The 15,777-nt window shown below is 64.1% G+C and carries 13 protein-coding genes; 8 read left to right on the top strand and 5 right to left on the bottom strand.

Annotated features, from left to right (window positions below; all coding sequences use genetic code 11):
• Window positions 1–101: 101 nt before the first annotated feature.
• Window positions 102–3,710, top strand: a complete 3,609-nt coding sequence (gene putA, locus MESOP_RS19375) for a bifunctional proline dehydrogenase/L-glutamate gamma-semialdehyde dehydrogenase PutA (protein ID WP_013895036.1) — start codon at window positions 102–104, stop codon at window positions 3,708–3,710.
• A gap of 109 nt (window positions 3,711–3,819) precedes the next feature.
• A complete protein-coding gene (locus MESOP_RS19380) occupies window positions 3,820–4,872 on the top strand; it encodes a glycosyltransferase (RefSeq protein WP_041164191.1) in 1,053 nt (350 codons plus the stop codon).
• 125 nt (window positions 4,873–4,997) lie between these two features.
• Here MESOP_RS19380 and hmuQ read toward each other — a convergent pair whose 3' ends face one another.
• The 4 genes from hmuQ to MESOP_RS19400 form a co-directional block, all read right to left on the bottom strand.
• Window positions 4,998–5,312, bottom strand: coding sequence for a heme-degrading protein HmuQ (gene hmuQ / locus MESOP_RS19385; RefSeq protein WP_013895038.1), 315 nt, complete (start codon window positions 5,310–5,312; stop codon window positions 4,998–5,000).
• Window positions 5,313–5,371: 59 nt separating this feature from the next.
• Complete coding sequence (locus MESOP_RS19390) at window positions 5,372–6,394, bottom strand: energy transducer TonB family protein (RefSeq protein WP_013895039.1); 1,023 nt, start codon at window positions 6,392–6,394, stop codon at window positions 5,372–5,374.
• Window positions 6,395–6,533: 139 nt separating this feature from the next.
• Entirely contained in the window at window positions 6,534–6,977 is a 444-nt protein-coding gene (locus tag MESOP_RS19395; protein ID WP_013895040.1) for a hypothetical protein, read from the bottom strand.
• Between the two features lie 5 nt (window positions 6,978–6,982).
• Window positions 6,983–9,160 (bottom strand): TonB-dependent hemoglobin/transferrin/lactoferrin family receptor, encoded by a 2,178-nt coding sequence (locus MESOP_RS19400; RefSeq protein ID WP_013895041.1) that lies wholly within the window; start codon window positions 9,158–9,160, stop codon window positions 6,983–6,985.
• Between the two features lie 199 nt (window positions 9,161–9,359).
• Here MESOP_RS19400 and hemP point away from each other — a divergent pair, with 199 nt between their 5' ends.
• From hemP to MESOP_RS19425, 5 genes are read left to right on the top strand one after another with little or no spacing between them, the layout of a single operon-like run.
• A complete protein-coding gene (gene hemP / locus MESOP_RS19405; RefSeq protein ID WP_023780370.1) occupies window positions 9,360–9,566 on the top strand; it encodes a hemin uptake protein HemP in 207 nt (68 codons plus the stop codon).
• Window positions 9,567–9,588: 22 nt separating this feature from the next.
• Window positions 9,589–10,647 (top strand): hemin-degrading factor, encoded by a 1,059-nt coding sequence (locus tag MESOP_RS19410; protein ID WP_013895043.1) that lies wholly within the window; start codon window positions 9,589–9,591, stop codon window positions 10,645–10,647.
• 10 nt (window positions 10,648–10,657) lie between these two features.
• Window positions 10,658–11,596, top strand: a complete 939-nt coding sequence (locus tag MESOP_RS19415) for a heme/hemin ABC transporter substrate-binding protein (protein ID WP_013895044.1) — start codon at window positions 10,658–10,660, stop codon at window positions 11,594–11,596.
• Between the two features lie 5 nt (window positions 11,597–11,601).
• Window positions 11,602–12,705, top strand: a complete 1,104-nt coding sequence (locus MESOP_RS19420) for a FecCD family ABC transporter permease (protein ID WP_013895045.1) — start codon at window positions 11,602–11,604, stop codon at window positions 12,703–12,705.
• 22 nt (window positions 12,706–12,727) lie between these two features.
• Window positions 12,728–13,519, top strand: coding sequence for a heme ABC transporter ATP-binding protein (locus MESOP_RS19425; RefSeq protein WP_013895046.1), 792 nt, complete (start codon window positions 12,728–12,730; stop codon window positions 13,517–13,519).
• Between the two features lie 130 nt (window positions 13,520–13,649).
• Here MESOP_RS19425 and rirA read toward each other — a convergent pair whose 3' ends face one another.
• Entirely contained in the window at window positions 13,650–14,111 is a 462-nt protein-coding gene (gene rirA / locus MESOP_RS19430) for an iron-responsive transcriptional regulator RirA (protein WP_013895047.1), read from the bottom strand.
• A 294-nt stretch (window positions 14,112–14,405) separates the two neighbouring features.
• Here rirA and MESOP_RS19435 point away from each other — a divergent pair, with 294 nt between their 5' ends.
• A complete protein-coding gene (locus MESOP_RS19435; protein WP_013895048.1) occupies window positions 14,406–15,701 on the top strand; it encodes a DUF445 domain-containing protein in 1,296 nt (431 codons plus the stop codon).
• The last annotated feature ends 76 nt before the right edge of the window (window positions 15,702–15,777 follow it).

Below are 15,777 nucleotides of genomic sequence, written 5' to 3' on the forward strand. Positions count from 1 at the left end.
GATTTCTTTGGACCGGCTGAAATTTCGCGCCTGTGCTAGCTTGCGCCATTCGGTCCGGTGACCGCCGGCCCGCTCCCCGATGCTCGCTCCGCAGGACCGCCATGCCGCTCGACACCATCCGCCAGCAGATCCGCGCCAACTACCTGCCCGACGAAGACGAGTCCGTGAAGCGGCTGGCGGAGACGACAGGGCTTTCCGCGAAAGACCGCAAGGCGATTTCGGCACGTGCCGCGGATCTGGTCAGGGCGGTGCGCGGTTCGTCCGATCCCCGGTTGATGGAAGTTTTCCTGTCCGCCTATGGCCTCTCCACCAAGGAAGGCGTGGCGCTGATGTGCCTAGCCGAGGCGCTGCTGCGCGTGCCGGACACCGAGACGATGGATGATCTCATCGCCGACAAGATCGCGCCGCACGACTGGTCGTCGCATTCGGGCGGTTCGAGCTCGATCTTCGTCAACGCCTCGACCTGGGCGCTGATGCTGACCGGCCGCGTCCTCGACGAGGGCGAGGGCGGCATCGAAGGCACGCTGCGATCGATGGTGCGGCGGCTGGGCGAGCCGGTCATCCGCAAGGCGGTGGCGGCCGCAATGCGCGAAATGGGCGAACAGTTCGTGCTCGGCCGCACTATCACCGAGGCGGTCAAGCGCGGCCGGCCGATGACGCAGAAGGGCTATCTCTATTCCTTCGACATGCTGGGCGAGGCGGCTCGCACCGAGGCCGACGCGCTGCGCTATCACAAGGCCTATGCCGACGCCATTTCCTCGCTCGACAGCGGTTCGAACGGCCCCGACATCCGCCAGAACCATGGCATCTCGGTCAAGCTGTCGGCGCTGCATCCGCGCTACGAGGTGGCGCAGAAGGAAGAGATGCTGCCGGTGATGGCCGAGCGGCTGCTGTCGCTGGCGCTGGCCGCACGGCATTCTCGCATGGGCCTCAACATCGATGCCGAGGAAGCCGACCGGCTCGACCTGTCGCTCGACGTCATCGAGCGGGTGCTGGCCGAGCCGGAGCTCGCCGGCTGGAACGGCTTTGGCGTCGTCGTCCAGGCCTATGGGCCGCGTGCGGCCTTTGCCATCGACTGGCTCTACGCGCTGGCCAAGAAATACGACCGCAACATCATGGTGCGGCTGGTCAAGGGCGCTTATTGGGACACCGAGATCAAGCGGGCGCAGACGCTCGGACTATCGGGCTATCCCGTCTTCACCCGCAAGGCCAACACCGACGTCTCCTACATCGCCTGCGCAAAAAAGCTGCTGGGCATGACGGACCGGATCTACCCGCAATTCGCCACCCACAATGCCCACACCGTCGCCGCCATCCTGTCGATGGCCGACAACCGCGACGCCTTCGAGTTCCAGCGCCTGCACGGCATGGGCGAGGCGCTGCACGAGACGGTGCGCCGGTCCGAACGCACGCGCTGCCGCATCTATGCGCCGGTCGGCGCGCATTCGGATTTGCTTGCCTATCTGGTTCGCCGACTGCTGGAGAACGGCGCCAATTCCTCCTTCGTGCACCAACTGACCGACGAGGACGTCGAGCCGGAGGACATCGCGCGCGATCCGCTGGAAACCGTCGAGAGCCAGGGCCCTGCCGCCAATCCGGCGATTGTCCGGCCGTCCCAGATTTTTGGGACCGGCCGCCGCAACTCCAGGGGATTCGACATCACCGACACCGTGACGCTGGCGGCGATCTACAAGGCCAGGGCGGCCTTTGCCGGTTCCGACCGTTGGCATGCCAAGCCGATCACGCGCGCCGCCGGCTACGGCAAGCAGCGCCCGATCGTCAATCCGGCGAAGCCTGACGAGGTGGTCGGTACGGTTCACGAGGCCGCCGCCAAGCAAGTCGCGACCGCCGTGCGCATCGCGGTCGAGGCGCAGCCGGCCTGGGCCAAGCGGCCCGTGGCCGAGCGTGCCGCCATCCTCAACCGCGCCGCCGATCTCTATGAGGCGAATGCCGTCGAGTTTTTCGCGCTCGCCACCCGCGAGGCCGGCAAGTCGCTGGCCGACGGTGTGGCGGAAGTGCGCGAGGCCGTGGACTTCCTGCGCTACTACGCTGCCGAGGCAGCCATTGCCGAGCCGGGCACGCAGGCGCGTGGCGCCATTGTCTGCATTTCGCCGTGGAATTTCCCGCTCGCCATCTTCACCGGCCAGATCGCGGCAGCGCTGGTCACCGGCAATTCGGTGATCGCCAAGCCGGCCGAGCAGACGCCGCTGATCGCCTTCCGCGCCGTCGAACTGCTGCGCGAAGCCGGCGTGCCGGAAGATGTGATCCAGTTGCTGCCCGGCGACGGCCCATCGGTCGGCGGGCCGCTGACTGCTGATCCACGCATCGCCGGTGTCTGCTTCACCGGTTCGACCGAGGTCGCCAAGCTGATCGAGAAACAGTTGGCCGAGACCGCCGCGCCCGACGCCATGCTGATCGCAGAGACCGGCGGCCTCAACGCCATGATCGTCGATTCCACCGCGCTGCCCGAGCAGGCGGTGCGCGACATCCTGGCCTCGGCCTTCCAGAGTGCCGGCCAGCGCTGCTCGGCGCTGCGCGTGCTCTATGTGCAGAAGGACGTCGAGAAGAAGATGCTGGAGATGCTGAAGGGCGCCATGGAAGCGCTCAGCATCGGCGACCCCTGGCGGATCTCGACCGATGTCGGCCCGGTCATCGACGACGAGGCGCAGGCTTCGATCCACGACTATTGCACCACGATGGGCCTGCAGGGCCGCCTGATCGCCAAGCTCGAGGCGCCGAAAGACGGGCGCTTCGTCGCGCCGCATGTTTTCCGGGTCAAGGGCATCGAGGAGATGGAGCGCGAGGTGTTCGGCCCGGTGCTGCATGTCGCCAGCTTCGACGCCGACGAGATCGACGCGGTGATCGCCGCCATCAACCGCAAGGGCTATGGCCTGACCTTCGGCCTGCACACCCGCATAGAAGGCCGTGTCCAACATTTCGTCGACGGCATCCATGCCGGCAACATCTACGTCAACCGCAACCAGATCGGCGCCGTCGTCGGCTCGCAGCCGTTTGGCGGCGAGGGGCTGTCGGGCACCGGGCCAAAGGCCGGCGGACCGCACTATCTCCGGCGCTTCCGCAAGGGGCCGGAAGCCGGCACCGAAGTTGGCGAGGGCCACAAGGTGACGGCGACCGAACTGGCCGACAACCTTCCCGATCCGACACTCGGCGGCTGGTCGACGCGGCCTGATCGCATCGCCATCCTGAGGAAGCATCTGCGCGGCAAGGGCGCGGCCGCCATTGGAGCCGCTGCCGGTATCGACTTCGGCCAGGTCGACCTTCCCGGGCCGACCGGCGAGGCCAACACGCTATCGTTGTCGCCGCGCGGACGCGTGCTGTGCCTCGGTCCCGACGCCGATACGCTGCTTGCCCAGACGATCCAGGCGCTTGCCGCCGGCAATGCGGTCCTGGCCGTGGCGCCGGGCGCACCGGCCGCACTCTCGGCTTTGACCGGCAAGGGATTGCCGCTGGCCGCGATCGACGGCCGGCCCGATCCAGTCGAGGCGCGCTCGCTGCGCGTCGATGTCGTCGCTTTTTCGGGCACGGCTGAAGCCGCGCGCATCGTGCGCAAGGTCATTGCCGACAGGGCTGGTCCGATCGTGCCGCTGGTCAGCGAGGTGCTCAATCCGGCGGCCTATGCGCATGAGCGGGCCGTCTGCGTCGACACGACGGCCGCGGGGGGCAATGCGAGCCTGCTCGCCGCGGCTTAGGAGGAAGGCTTTTCCCTTGCCATCGGCTTCGGGTCCCTTGTCATCGGCTTCGGGCCGGTGCAAAGGGCAAGAGCCCGAAAACCTGGGCGTCTATCGGGGCAAGCCACGCATGCCAAGCACGACCGTGCTATTCGAGCTTCCTCGAGTAGGCGTTATCATCACTTGTCACAATTATCGCGCCTATGTCGGGGACGCGATCCGCTCGGTCTTGGCGCAGACCTATCAGAAATGGGATTGCATCATCGTTGACGATGCCTCGACGGATGGTTCGACCGAACATGTGCGCCAGCTTCTCGAAACGATTGGCGACCCACGCCTGCGTCTACTGGTGCGGCCGCAAAATGGCGGCCAGATTGCAACGTTCCGCGACGGTTTTGCCGCCGGCGATCAGCCATTCGTGGCGTTCCTCGATGCCGACGATGTCTGGCTGCCGAATTTTCTCGCCGCGCATCTGTCGGCCCACCTGAACACGATGCACCCGGTGTCGCTGTCCAGTTCCGACGTCCTTCTGGTCGATCGCGACCGCGTCGTCCTTGGCGGCACCTACGTTATGATGCGCAAGCCACGTTCGGAGATGGACCCACGCGGTGTCGCCGTGCCGCCGACCAGTAGGCTCGGCGAAATAGCCGCAGGCATCGACTATTCCACGGAACACGCGATCACCTACTTCGGACCCCGAACCTATGGCTGGCTATGGGCGCCGACATCCTCGATGGTTTTCCGACGCGGAGCGCTGGAACCGGTTCTGGCCTTCCCGTTCCAGTCCCGGATGAGCACCGACTATCTTACGGCGACCTGCGCGCATTTGGCGGCCGGCAGCTTGCTCCTGTCGGAATGTCTGGGCCTCTACCGGCTGCACGGGGCCAATGCCTCCACCAACGGTGCCTACGCGGGTGGACATGTCCAGCAGACGCCGGCGCACAACGCCAGCCACATCAAGCTGGGCGCCGAAGTCCTGGACTATGTCCTGGCCGATGCCGAACGCCTCGACTCGATAAACGGCAAGGGTTTCGTATCAGAAGTGCTTGCACATCATTTAAGGCGATTTGGCAGGCTATTTGACGATCCACGCATCGTGCCCTTTCTCAGCCCAAAAAACCGTTGGCGATGGTGGCGCAAGAATGCCGTCCGGCATCTGCGGCGCTTGTTTGGCCAAGCCTGAAGTTGCTGCCGTGGTCGCCAGACCTACGCCTCTTCCGGCGCGCAGCCGAAAATGCAGCGACGGCACTTCGCCGCCCTGATGTAAGCAGGACGAGACTTCAGGCGGCTTGCACGACGCTTCCGTCGTCAGGCACCCTCGACGACGGAAAAGCCCTCGAATTGCGGGTGGCCGAGATAGTGGACCTTCGTGGTGCCGACGTTCCTGTGTGCGGCACGGAAATTCTCGGACTTGGTCCAGGCGACGAAATCGTCGTGGCTCGCCCACACCGTGTGCGAGGCGAACAGCGTGTAGCCTTCGGTCTCGTTGACCGGGCCGCGCAGCAGATGGAATTCGCGGAAGCCTTTCATCCCGGCAAGGCTGGAATCGCGGTTCTTCCAGACGGCTTCGAAATCGGCCTCCGAGCCGGCCTGCACCTTGAAGCGGTTCATGGCGATGTACATGGGGTTCCTTTCATGCGGACGTTGATGGTTGGCGCCGCGGCAGTTCGTTCCGGGCGTATTCAAAATGGGCCGATTTCAGCCTCGAACTCCAAACTCGAGCTCGCGGCCTGCGGCGGAATTGGAGGAAAGGGCGCGGCCTTGCGCACGATGCCGAGGGCGGTCTGATCGAAGTTGGGCGATCCTGAACTTTGCAGGATGCGCAGTTCATCGATGCCGCCTCGGCTGCCGATGACGAACGTCACCACCGCGTTGTTGCGTGCGGTCAGTTGCACCGAAGGCGGGACGCTGCGGTTGACACGGCTAAGCTTTCTGATGACGTCACTGCGATAGCTGAATTCCGCATCGCGGCCTGCTTCCTTCTGCTTTTTACCCTTGCTGGCCGCCTGTGCCAGCTCATCCCGGCCATCCGCCGTGCCGCGCTTCTCGTCCGCTGTTGTTGAAGGGGCGGCAGCCGGGGTTGGCCTGGCGCTGGGGATTGGCGGTTGGTCTGGAACGGCGACAGGCATTTCGACGGTTTCGGCCTGGACGCCCGGCTGTACCGGCGTTTCGGTCTTAGCGGTCATATTCTCAGCGGCGACGCTCTGGTTATCAGGGCGCGGCGTTGCCGCCATCAGTATGTCCGGCGTGGCCACAGACTGTTTGGCCGGTTCCGGCGAGGGCTCCGATGCCTGCTTCGCCGCGTCCCGGACAGGCTCGGGAGCATGCGTCACGGTTTCTTGCTCAGGCTGCGAAGGTTTTGTCGGGGGTACCGGCCTAACTGCCCTTGCGGGTTCCGGTTTGGCTGGCGGCGGGCTTGGCACCAGCTTGACGTTCACTGCCGCCGGATCCTTGTCCAGTGCGCTGCCGGCTATCTTGTCTCCGACCCGATCGCTGCCTTCCGGCTGCACCGAATCCCTGGAGTCGAATGATCCCGAGGATGAAATCAGAAAAGCCGCCGCCACGGCGGCATGGAGCAGGCCGGAGATGACGATTGCCGTCGCCCACTTGCCGGTGCCAGCGGTCGGCCCCACCAACGCAAGCGGTTCGATTGGTTTTATAGCCAGCTCGGCGCTGGCGTCGGGGAGCGGGCTGATGTCCTGCATGTCCGCGACGAGACCTGCAGCGACCCGAGCAAAATTGTCAAATCAAGTTCGTTCGCTGACGGCGGCATCTGGTCATAGGCAGCCAGCGGCCAGGCCACGGTGTTTCGCGCGAATGCGGGATGCAGCCCCAACGCCGTTCTCAGACGCCGAAAGCGATGCCGGTCTTGGTGCCTGTCTTCAGCTTGCGCGTGCAGGCATTCGGTTCGACACCGTTGCCGGCGCATTCCGTGGCGCTGTTGATCAGCACGCGGCTGATCTTGGCGCAGTCGGTGCCGGCGAGATCGAAACGCGTCACCTTGGTCTTGCCGGCCGGCAGGTCCTTGAAGTCGAGCACGGTCAGCCGGTCGACGATACCGGCCTCGTTGAACAGCGCGATCTCGAACGCCGCCTTGGAGAGGTCGGCGCCGAGATTGTTGTTGACCAGGAAGGTCAGCCGGCAGCCCTTGTCGGAAGGCTGCGCGGCGTTGAGTTCGAGGGTGAGCGCGGGAACCGGCGCGGGCTCTTCAGCCCACGCCGGAGCCGTCGCAAGCGACATCGCCAGCATCGAGGTCAGCAGACGAAGGGATGTCGTCAAGCCCGTCATGGTCATCAGCCTCCAAAGCGCATGGTTGCCGCCAGCTTCAACGTTACGCCGGGCTCGTAGACGGCAACTGTCGTGCTGCCGTTCAACGGGTTGACGTATTTGACATCGAACAGATTGTCGGCGCGGAAATCGATTTTGAGATTGTCGGTGGCCTGGTAGCTGGCGAAGGCATTGACCAGCGTATAGTCCTCGGCCACCGCATTGCCCTTCGGCTTGCCATTGTACTGCACTTCGCCGCCGACGGTCAGCTTGTCTTCGAGGAAGCGCAGCCCGAGCTGCGCCGTAACCTGCGAAGAGGGTATGGTGGCGAGGTCCGCCCGGTCGCCTTCATACGATATGGTATGGCCGTTGGTGATCGAGGCAGAGAGACCTGCATAACCCCATGCCGCGTCGTACACGCCTTCCAATTCGAAGCCGTTGATCTTTGCCTTGGCGAAGTTCTGGTACTGGAAGCAGATCGGGATGCCCGGCCCAAACGGGCAGCCGCTGGTCGGGTCGAACGGCGACAGCGTCACGCCATCGATATAGTCGTCGACGTCGTTGTTGAAATAGGCCGCCTTGAGACGGAATGCGTCGCCTGCTTGAAGGATGTCATTCTGCTTGTAGTTGACGCCGAATTCGGTGGTCTTGCCTGTCTCGGGCCGCAGATTGGGGTTGGGCAGGAAAGGAAAGCTGACGCCGGCCGGATGATTGCCGCTGATCAGCGTCTCCGTGATCGATGGCGAGCGATAGCCTTCCGCATAGGTGCCATAGAACTGAAGGCCTGCAAGCCCGGCGGACTCAAACGGCGAGACACCGACGGTAATGCGCGGCGATACCCTGTCGCCGGAAATGTCATGGGTATCGTCCTTCAGGCTGTAGCTGTCGTAGCGCAGGCCGCCAATCACCTCGAGCCATTCCCAGCTGAGCTTGTCCTGGACATAGGCGCCGGACACGTTTCGCTTGCCCGAAGGCGTATAGAAGCTGTCGCCGCCGGCAGCGCCGCCGGTCTTGACATTGTCGCCGACCCAGTCGCCTCCATGGGTCAGTTCATGGGCGACGCCGCCCGTTTCGAACCGGGACGTATTCCAGATGTCGATGCCGGTCGTGCCGACGTCAAATGTCGACTGCGATCCTGCCGGGAGAACCACGGGCAGGCCGGTGACCGGATCGAAGCGGTTTTGCGGAACGAGGCTGGTCAGATCGAGATTGGTCTTGTTGTAGGAGGTGTTGATGTGGAGATCGAGCCAGCTCTTGTCCTCATCCGTGATGTTGTAGCGGGCCGTGAAGGTGTTCGACTTCAGGTCGACATCGTTGACCGGAACGCCGCCGCTGGTTTCGTCCCAACTGTCGCTGGAGCCGACCCAGCCGAGCTTCAATTCGCTGTTCTCGGTCGGACGGATGGTGGTCTTGAGCAGGCCGCTCAGCACGTCGAAGCCGGTGCCGTTGACGGTATCGCCGCCGCCATCCTTGTAGTTGTCGTAGTTACGGTAGACGATATTGCCGAGCGCATCCCAGTTCTCGTTGAAACGGTAGGCGCCGGAGGCACTGGTGGTCCAGCCCTTGCCATTGCTCTCATAGCGCCCGGTTACCGAAGCGCCCCATGTTTCCTCCGGCTTGAGGAAGTCCACCGCATCCTTGGTGTCGAAGAAGACGACGCCGCCGATGGCGCCCGAGCCGTAGGTGTTGGCGACAGGACCACGGATCACGTCGACGGATTTGACGAGCTCCGGGTCGATGTAGAAGGTCGACTGGGTGCCGTGGTCCGAACGCTGGAAATCCTGCCGCGCGCCGTCGACGATGACCGCGACGCGGCCGAAATCCTGCAGGCCGCGTATGTTGATGCTGGTGCTGACGCGCCTGGCGTCGGCCTGTGTCGCAACACCGGGAACACCGAGCAGCATCTCGTTCGGCGTCGTCGCCATGCGACGGTCGAGTTGCTCCTGGTCGACATGGCTGGCCGAGGCCAGCGATTCGATTGCCGTTTCACCGGTGCGGCTGATGACCAGCACCTTGTCGAGCAGCGTCGCGCCCGCTTGTCCCGCTTTTTCCTGGTCGGCCTTCTTCGTCTCATCCGTCTGCTGCATTGCCTGCTGGGCGTTGGCAAGCTGCGCCGACAAGGCGATCGCCGCCACGCTTGTCAGCAAAGCCGCCGCACCGTTCGCCGCAGACCGGCCGCGCCGTTCCCAATTCATCAACCCCATGCCCCAACTCCAAATTCCAGGTTCGATGCTGGCTCGCCCGGGGCTGGCTGGCATTTTTGATCGTGTCCGGCGTCTTAAATCTTGACTCGTTTGATCCGGTATTGCACTGACTAATAAACATGATTATTCGAGTCAAGAAATGAATCGGATATTCGCAACGCCTAACCAGACGCCCGGCACAGGAAAGGGATCGACACAGATGAACACGCACAATCCCAACGATTTTCGCCATCGCGTCCGCCGTTCCGATGACACCGCAGTCCGTTTCGACCGGGTTCCGCTGGCGGTGCGGACCCTGTCCAGCAACACCCTTTTCCAGGGCGAGCACGAGATCGGCATCGAGCACCATGGTGCTCTCTACAGGCTGAAGATCACCCGCCAGGGCAAGCTCATTCTCAACAAGTAAGGCAAGGCAATAGGGGTAAGACATGGACCAGCGCGTAAAACCCGCCCCACATGAAATCCGGCGGGCACGGATGGAGAATCCGAAAACGCGCGAGCGTGACCTGGCCGCCCAACTCGGCATTTCGGAGGCCGAGTTGGTCGCTGCCCATTGTGGCGACGGCGTCGTCCGCATCGAGCCGCGCGTCAACGACCTTCTGACCGGCCTCGAGGCCGTCGGGGAGGTGATGGCGTTGACCCGCAACGGAAGCGCCGTGCATGAAAAGATCGGCGTCTACGACAAGGTCGTCACCGGCAACCACAATGCGATGGTGCTCGGCGAGAATATCGATCTGCGCATCTTTCCGAAAGTCTGGGCGCACGGCTTTGCCGTGGAGAAACGCGATGGCGACGAGATCCGCCGCAGCCTGCAGTTCTTCGACGCGGCGGGCGAGGCGGTGCACAAGGTGCATTTGCGGCCATCCTCCAGCCTCTATGCCTACCAGAAGCTGGTTGCCTCCCTGGAATCATCGAACCAGGATCCGACGATCGACATTTCAGGACCAATCTCCGAAGAGAACGAGGCCTCGGCGGCCACCGCCAATCTCGACGATCTGCGCGACCGCTGGAGCCGGCTGACGGACGTCCACCAGTTCTTCGGCATGCTGAAGACGCTGAAGCTCAGCCGTCGCCAGGCGGTGCGTATGGTCGGCCAGGATTATGCGTGGCTGCTCGACAATGACGCGGTCCAGGCCATGTTCCATCACGCCGCCCAAGGCGAGATGCCGATCATGTGCTTCGTCGGAAACCGTGGCTGCATCCAGATCCATTCGGGGCCAGTCAAGTCGATCAAGCCGATGGGGCCGTGGCTCAACGTGCTGGACGAGACCTTCCACCTGCACCTGCGGACAGACCACATCCACGAGGTCTGGGCCGTGCGCAAGCCGACCAAGGACGGCCATGTCACATCGCTCGAGGTCTACGCTGCCGACGGCAGCATGATCATCCAGTTCTTCGGCAAGCGACACGAAGGCGAAAGCGAGCGCGACGACTGGCGGTTCCTGGCCGAGAACCTGCCGCGTATTCCAAACCCGACGGCTGCCTGAGGACAGTGTGATGCGTTCTTTCCTGAACATGCCGGCCCTGAATCGGCCGGCCCTGAACCTGCCGGCAGTGCGCGGATCAATCCTTGCGTCGATAATCGGCCTCTCCCTTGCTTTTGCCGCGCTGCAGCCGGCCGGAGCCGCCGAAGGCGTCTCGGTCTTCTCCGATCCGTCGAAGATCGCGGCGATAGGCGGTTCGATCACCGAAATCGTCTATGCGCTCGGTGAGGAGACACGTCTGGTGGCCCGCGATTCCACCAGCAATTATCCGAAAGCGGCGCTCGACCTGCCCGATGTCGGTTATATGCGCGCACTCTCGCCCGAGGGCGTGCTGTCGGTCGATCCGACAGGCATCCTGGCGCTGCATGGCAGTGGCCCCAGGGAAGCCGTCGATGTGCTGAAGAAGACCAGCATTCCGTTCATCGAAGTGCCCGAGCATTACAGTCACGAAGGCATTCTCGAGAAGGTCCGCATCGTCGGCAAGGCACTCGGCGTCGACGCCAAGGCGGAGGTGCTGGCCGAGGAGCTCGATGCCAAGCTCACGGCCGCCGAAAGGCAGACGGCCTCGATCAAGGAGCGCAAGCGCGTCCTGTTCGTGCTGTCCATACAGGGCGGCAAGATCCTGGCGGCCGGCAGCGACACCGCGGCCGACGGCATGGTCAGGCTGGCGGGCGGGGTCAATGCCGTGGAGGGCTTTTCCGGCTACAAGCAACTGTCCGATGAAGCGATCATTACCGCCAGGCCGGACGTGATCCTGATGATGAGCAATGCCGGGCCACCGGTGTCGGACGACGAATTGTTCGGCAATCCGTCCATCGCCTCGACGCCGGCGGGTGTCGCGCGCAAGCTGGTCCGCATCGACGGCGGCTATCTGCTCGGCTTCGGGCCGCGCACGGCGGATGCCATCCACGATCTCGCCGTCTCGCTCTACGGCGCGCAGGTCACGGACTGAGCATCGTGGTCGATCAATCGATCGCCGGCCCGGTGAAGGTGATGGCGAATGCATCCGAAGGCGACCGCTCGGGTCGCGCCCGCATCGTCATCCTGCTGCTGTGCGTGGGGCTCGCGGCCGCCGTGTTCCTGTCGCTGACGTCGGGTGCGTCGGACGCATCCGCCGTCAACGTCATCGGGGACTGGTTGTCTGGAGCCATTCCAGGCGATGCGGCGCTGAGCGCGCGCGACAGCCTGATCGTCTATGATATCCGCCTGCCGCGCGTCATTCTCGGCATGCTGGTCGGTGCCGCGCTCGCGGCCTCCGGTGCCGTCATGCAGGGCCTGTTCCGCAATCCGCTGGCCGACCCCGGCCTGATCGGCGTTTCGGCCGGCTCCAGCCTCGGCGCGGTGGCCATCATCGTGCTCGGCGCCACGGCACTGGCACCTGTGACGGCCTTGCTCGGCACGCTTGCGCTGCCGTTGGCGGCGTTCTTCGGCGGCCTGGCCACGACGCTGGTGCTTTATCAGGTTGCCACCCGGCGCGGGCAAACCTCGGTCGCCACCATGCTGCTCGCCGGCATCGCGCTGGCAGCCCTTGCCATGGCGCTGACCGGCATCCTGATCTTCATGGCTGACGACCGCCAGCTGCGCGACCTGACCTTTTGGTCGCTCGGATCGCTCGGTGGCGCGACCTGGGGCAAGATCGCTTCCGTCGGGCCGATCATCGTGCTGGCATTGGCGGCGATGCCGTTCCTGGCGCGCGGCCTCAACGCGCTGGCGCTGGGCGAGGCGACCGCCGGCCATCTCGGCATACCGGTGCAGCGGTTGAAGTACACGGCCATCGTTGGCGTTTCGGCGGCGGTCGGCGCGTCGGTCGCCGTCAGCGGCGGCATCGGCTTTGTCGGCATCGTCGTGCCGCACCTGCTGCGCCTGCTGATCGGCCCGGACAATCGCTACCTGCTGCCGGCTTCGGCGCTGCTCGGCGCCTCGCTGCTGCTGCTCGCCGACGCTGTCGCTCGCACCATCGTGGCGCCGGCCGAATTGCCGATCGGCATCGTCACCGCTGTGGCAGGCGCGCCGTTCTTCCTGTGGGTCCTGCTGCGCAAGCGCGGCGTGATTGATTTGTAGATTTGGGATTTGTGAGGCTGGGATGATCGAGGCGAGGGATGTTTCGGTTGATATTGCCGGCAAGCGCATCGTCGGCGGTGTCGATTTCGATGCACGGCCAGGCGAAGTGGCGGCGATCGTCGGTCCCAATGGTTCGGGCAAGACGACCTTCCTCAAGGCCCTGTCGGGCGAACTTGCCTATAGCGGGCGCGTCGTTCTCAACGGCCGCGATCTGTCGGCCATGAAGCCGGTCGAAATCGCCGTCCAGCGGGCGGTGCTGCCGCAGGCGACGACACTGTCGTTTCCGTTCACCGTGCGCGAGGTGGTCAAGCTTGGCCTTGTCGGTGGCCGCTCGGGCGCCTTGCCCGGCGAGGATTTGCGGCTGCCGGAGCGGGCGCTGGCGCGTGTCGATCTCGACGGCTTTGCCGGGCGTTTCTACCAGGAGCTTTCGGGCGGCGAGCAGCAGCGCGTCCAGCTTGCACGCGTGCTGTGCCAGGTCTGGGCGCCGGTGCTCGACGGCAGACCTCGCTACCTGTTCCTCGATGAACCGGTTTCCAGCCTCGACATCAAGCACCAGCTGATCATCATGAACATCGCCCGCGATTTCGCCAGAAGGGGCGGCGGCGTGGTCGCCATCCTGCACGACCTCAATCTGACGGCCATGTACGCCGACCGCATCTTCGTCATGCATCGCGGCCGGCTGGCCGCGACCGGTTCGCCACAGGATGTGTTGAGCGATGATCTGATCGAGAAGGTTTTCGACTGCCGGCTCCGAGTCGGTGTGCTGCCGACCGGCAATATGCCATTCGTGCTGCCGCAATCCTCGGTCGGCTAAGATTCAGGTCAGGCCAGCCTACGAACGGCAGGTTTCCTGCGCTTCCAACATTGACGCTAGTTGTGGAAGTTGGCGCCGCCCCTCATTGCCCTGTCGGGCATTTCTCCCCGTAGAACGGGGAGAAAGAAGGTCAGGCGGCCGGGGCGCGGCGCTCCAGCATGTCGATGCCGAGCAGGCTGCGGACGTTCGGGCGCGCCGCCACCATATCGGCGATCGTGTAGCGCTCCAGCACCGCGAAGAATGCGTTCAGCGCTTCACGCAGCGCCGAATTCAGCGCGCAGCTATCGACCAAGGGGCATTCGGCGGCATCATTCTCGAAGCATTCGGCCATGGCGAAGCTTTCTTCCGTCACCCGAACGACGTCGAACAGGCTGATCGCTTCGGCCGCGCGGCCAAGCCTGACGCCGCCATTGCGGCCACGCACGGTCTCCACAAGGCCGTGCTCGACCAGCGGCTGCAGGATCTTGAACAGAAAAAGTTCCGACACCGAATAGGCGGCCGCGATCTCCGGAATGCGGCTCAGCCGGTCGTTGTTGGCGGCACAATACATCAGGATGCGCATGGCATAGTTGGTCTGGCGTGTAAGCCGCATTTCGTCCTCACTCAGCGCTGGTGCGGTGCAACCACGCCAGATTCCAGAACTGCCGGCGCGGCTCTCATCCGGAATTTGGGATTCGCCGCGCTGGCCTCGGCCGAATATGGCCTATACCTTGGAATAATTCCAGACTAGCGGCGCATTATAGATGAACATTCGCGTCAACTTTATGTGCAGCAGCGCAAAACGGGTGCGATGTGGTTGTCACGGGAATTTCGGCGGGCGCAACACTAGATAGCTCCAGATCGACCCACGAGTTCGGCCCAGAGATCGGCGAGGAGCAGTTCATCCATGGCACAATCGGCTTCGTCCCTGGCGCCGGTCCGTTTCGATGCCGACGCTGCCGCCAAGCTCTCCGCTTTGCGGCGGACGAAGTTCGTCGCCACGGCCGCGCTGGCGCTTTGTGTGCTGGTGTTTGCGTTGGCCAAGTCGTTCGAACACACCTATCCGTGGCTGGGATTCGTCGCGGCCTTCGCCGAGGCGGCGACCATCGGCGGTCTGGCCGACTGGTACGCGGTTGTGGCGCTGTTCAAGCGGCCGCTCGGGTTGCCGATCCCGCATACCGCCATCATTCCCGAGAACCAGCACCGTATCGCCGACAATCTCGGCCGCTTCATCGAGGTGAACTTCCTCGCCCCGGAACCGGTGCGTGAAAAGCTTGCCGAGGTCGATTTTTCGGCGCTGGTCGCCGACTGGCTGGCCGACGGCGAACGCGCAGCCGGGCTGTCGCGCTTCGTCGTGCGGCTGGTGCCGCAGACGCTGGCTGCCGTAGAACAATCCGGCCTGCGTGGCTTCCTCACCAGCCGCATGCTGGAGCAGATCGAAAAGGTGCCGCTGGCGCCGCTCGCGGCCGAACTCTTGTCCGCGCTCACCGACGACCGCCGCCACCAGAAACTGTTCGACGAATTCACCAAGGTGGTCGGGCGGTTCCTCAATGACGAACAGGCATTGGCGACGATGCGCGAAAAAATCCGCGAGGAACTGCCGTCGCTGTTCAACCTGTTCCGGGCCGACGCCTATCTCCTGAAGAAGATCGTCGCCTCGGCCGGCTCGCTGCTCGACGAGGTGCGGGCCGATCCCGACCATCCGATGCGCGCAGAATTCGACCGTTTCGCCCAAGGCTTCATCGAAAAACTCAGAACATCGAAGCAATACGCCAAACGCGCCGAGCAGATGAAGCGGGATTTCCTGGCCCGGCCGGAGGTCAAGGGATTGGCCGGCGACATGTGGGCAAGCCTCAGCCTGTTCATCGAGCAGGACGCCAAGGCGCCGAATTCGATGATCCGCGCGCATCTCGCCAACATGTTCGTCGAGGTCGGGCGCCATCTCGCCGGCGACGCGCAGATCCGGGCCGACATGAACCAGGGGTTCGTCGTGGCGCTCGCCTCCTTCGTCGAGAGCCAGAAGAGCGGCGTGTCGAAATTCATCGCCGATCAGGTCAAGCGCTGGGACCTTGCCCAACTGACGCGGCTGATCGAGATGAACATCGGCAGGGACCTGCAATACATCCGCTTCAACGGCATGATCATCGGCGGGCTGGCGGGTATCGCGCTCTACACGATCGAGCTGCTGCTCCCGGTCAATTGATGCGCATCGGCCCCATGCCCGTGTTCGAAATGGACACGCGGCAGCCGAGTGCTATGCTCCCAACGAGGCACCCGCA

Source organism: Mesorhizobium opportunistum WSM2075, assembly GCF_000176035.2.
GTDB lineage: Bacteria > Pseudomonadota > Alphaproteobacteria > Rhizobiales > Rhizobiaceae > Mesorhizobium > Mesorhizobium opportunistum.